General features: G+C 48.3%; 4 protein-coding genes. 1 reads left to right on the top strand and 3 read right to left on the bottom strand.

The annotated features are described in order from the left end of the window. Positions 1 to 594, bottom strand: a 594-nt coding sequence (locus tag AC5V8P_RS24815; protein WP_495473984.1) for a trypsin-like peptidase domain-containing protein, incomplete at its 3' end; no start/stop codon positions are given. Positions 595 to 1097: 503 nt separating this feature from the next. Between AC5V8P_RS24815 and AC5V8P_RS24810 the strand changes: the two genes are divergently transcribed. Then, positions 1098 to 1304 carry a hypothetical protein gene (locus AC5V8P_RS24810; RefSeq protein WP_013373883.1) on the top strand — a complete coding sequence of 69 codons (207 nt, stop codon included), beginning with the start codon at positions 1098 to 1100 and terminating at the stop codon, positions 1302 to 1304. Here AC5V8P_RS24810 and AC5V8P_RS24805 read toward each other — a convergent pair. After that, on the bottom strand, positions 1273 to 2079 hold the full coding sequence (locus AC5V8P_RS24805; protein ID WP_063211725.1) for an MBL fold metallo-hydrolase: 807 nt from the start codon (positions 2077 to 2079) through the stop codon (positions 1273 to 1275). The genes AC5V8P_RS24810 and AC5V8P_RS24805 overlap by 32 nt on opposite strands. A gap of 6 nt (positions 2080 to 2085) precedes the next feature. Then, entirely contained in the window at positions 2086 to 2850 is a 765-nt protein-coding gene (yycI, locus tag AC5V8P_RS24800; protein ID WP_063211723.1) for a two-component system regulatory protein YycI, read from the bottom strand. Between the last annotated feature and the right edge of the window lie 85 nt (positions 2851 to 2935).

The raw sequence follows: 2935 nt of genomic DNA, 5'->3' as shown, positions 1-2935 counted from the left end.
GCCCAGACGAAGCTTGCTGGAGTCCCCGATATCCGCTACTGTGCTAATGCCTTTATCATCAACGGCCAGTACGGCGATATCACTAATGCGATCCTTTCCGACCAGCTTCGCCTCTTTTCTCACACCGTCTACGGTTACAATATCCAGATCATCCGATCCTTCGATGACATGGTTGTTCGTCATAATAAAGGCTTTGCCTGAGCTCACCCGGAAAATGACGCCCGATCCAAGCGCTGATTGTTCCGTACTGTGACCGTCTTCCCCTTTCAAGTTTACGATGCTGACGACAGCTGGGCGTACCTTGGCTGCCGCTTGCACAATCCGGTCATACGGATCGCCCGCTGCTTGCCGCAAGGGATAATGACTTGCTCCGGTTACTGCTGTAGTGGAGGGCAGACCTGTAATAAAGCTGAACAGCAGCACGGCAACCACTGCACTAACCGCACCGCTAATGACAGCAGCCTGCACCGGGCTTACCCGGTGATTCCTGTGCGGCCAACGTCCCCGTCCTCCACGACGTGCTTTAAATGCTGTTTTTTTAGCCGCACGCGTGGAGACCTTCGTTGAATAAAAATCATCTTCAAACAAGCCCATGCTAATCCTCTCCCCTTCGTTGTCATGCACCGACACTCACTAAAAAATTAGGGCTATTCGGGCTTGCGCCAACCTATGCTACAGAGAACCTGCTCCGTTGAACATCACAAATGGATTGAATATCCCCTACCATCGGAATCCAGCTACTCATCGTTTCGGCCTACTTATTAATCACCACAAATGGCACTTTCCTAAGCAACCAAATCTCATAAATTAGCATACACGCCGAATTTAACTCCGAATAGAGGGAAAAAGAGGAATGATTTCCAAACCAATGGACTACAATAGTAACAAGTCTTCTATTCTATTACAAAATGATCGTCTCATAGAGACGTTCTGGCTTGTTCCCGTCCGCTTAAAGCAGCCTATACTTTCGATGAGAGCCTTCCTACAGAAAGCTTTCTGTTGTTAGCTTTATTGTATCACAGCACTCGGCAAAACCACAGACAGAACCAAGCTTATTGCAGGCCATTTTAAAAATATTTTTACAGGAGGAATATATGATGAATTCCCATCGTTCCGCTATGGATGAAGTGCGCATGGCAGCCAAACTTGCGGATTTGAAAGACGAGCACTACCGTAATACACTGGCGCTAAGTACATTGATCGAACTACTGGTAGATAAAGGCATAGTAACCCGTGAAGAGGTTGAGCGCAAAGCCGCCGAACTGGACAGCTTTATGGCTCACTTACCTTATCCCAAGGTGTAGGACGATCATAATACGTATCACACAATCGAAACTCACTATCCTTGTAAAAACAGCCGCGGTCTTCCATCGCACCGCGTACGGTCATCTTCGCAAGTTCCATCATATTGTGGTCGCGGCTCAAATGCGCCAGGTACGTTCGCTTTGTCCGTCCGGTCAACAGCTCGCTAAGAATCGCACCTGCCATCTCATTGGATAAGTGACCGATATCGCTGAGAATACGGCGTTTGATGTTCCAAGGATACCGACCCATCCGCAGCATTTCTACATCATGATTAGCCTCCAGCACCAATACATCTGCATCTGATATTGCTTGTTTTACCTTATCGCTGACATAGCCGAGATCAGTCGCTACGCTAAGCTTCTCTGACCCATCATAAAAGCTGTATCCTACGGGCTCAGCCGCATCATGGGAGATACCAAATGACTCTACACGCAATGACTCAAATTCCCGTGTTGCACCTGTCTCCAATATTCTGCGGTTATCATCCGCGATTTGTCCAACAGCATTGCTGATGGCAGACCATGTCTTCTCGTTAGCATATATAGGTAAATTATATTTACGCGCCATGGCGCCTAGTCCTTTAACATGATCAGAATGCTCATGCGTCACCAAAATACCATCCAATTCTTCTCCGCTCAAATCACGTTCTTTCAGCAGCTCGTCAATACGCTTTGCGCTGAGACCTGCGTCAATGAGCAATGTCGTGTCTTCGTTCCGTACAACGGTAGCGTTGCCGGTCGAACCGCTCGACAGCACGGTAAAAGAAATCCCCATATCTGTTCAAGACCCTTCTGTATGTTCTGTCTTTGGACTGATGACATCTCCGTTCATCTGCACATAATACACACCTTTTCCATTGTCCAGCATAAACCGCCACACCGGAGCAGCCACCTGACTATCAGAGTTAAAGGTTTGTCCGTAATATCCGAGCCGGATATCCTTCACTACGGAGTCACGCGGCAAATAGCCGTCGATCAGCCTGGCCAAGGCTTTGGACGCAGGCAGCATTTTCTTTGCTTCATCCGAAGGCTGAAGCTCCACCTCAATTTTGCGATATCCTGTAATTTTCTGATTGCTGTAAAACAGGGCCAGCTTCACATTAAAGAGCGGCCACTTGCCCTGTACCAACGGATGCAGTACAAAAGCATCTGCCTGTCCGGGCACAAGCTCCTCCTGAACATCCAGCGGATCATACTGATAGTTATCGATATCCTTGATCTGCAACTCCAGTGCCTCCACTAGTGCATCATGCGTGAATACCAGCTTGCTGTCTACCGGTCTCAGCAGCTGCACAAGGTCACCTTTCTCTCCACTATGGACGTAGGTATAAGAAAGCTTGGGCAGCTGCGGGGTATCTCCGGGAATCGGAGCCAGCACCTGAATGCTTTTCTCTTCCATTAAACGCTGCGTGTTTTCATCCAGTGAGGTAAAATCCAGATTCGGTCCGGCCGTTTCCTGCGCATCATGCCACAGTTGATAACCCAATACCACATTGAGCAGCAAAAATGTACAGATCAGTACGTTTTTAGCGCGGCTCCAATCCATTCCCGTTCCCCCTTCCTGTCATCTCTTTGTCTCTTGGTCTGACTTCGTTGATGTTGTATTGGATGCTGTCGTTACAGGAACAGCC

The organism is Paenibacillus sp. N119s, from assembly GCF_059447605.1.
Note: the sequence above shows the minus strand (reverse complement) of the source record. Positions and strands in the feature narration are given on the sequence as shown.

Excerpts from the sequence above, each read along its gene's own strand:
- AC5V8P_RS24810 (WP_013373883.1), top strand. The coding sequence starts at position 1,098 with ATGAATTCCCATCGTTCCGCTATGGATGAAGTGCGCATGGCAGCCAAA.
- AC5V8P_RS24805 (WP_063211725.1), bottom strand. The coding sequence starts at position 2,079 with ATGGGGATTTCTTTTACCGTGCTGTCGAGCGGTTCGACCGGCAACGCT.
- yycI (WP_063211723.1), bottom strand. The coding sequence starts at position 2,850 with ATGGATTGGAGCCGCGCTAAAAACGTACTGATCTGTACATTTTTGCTG.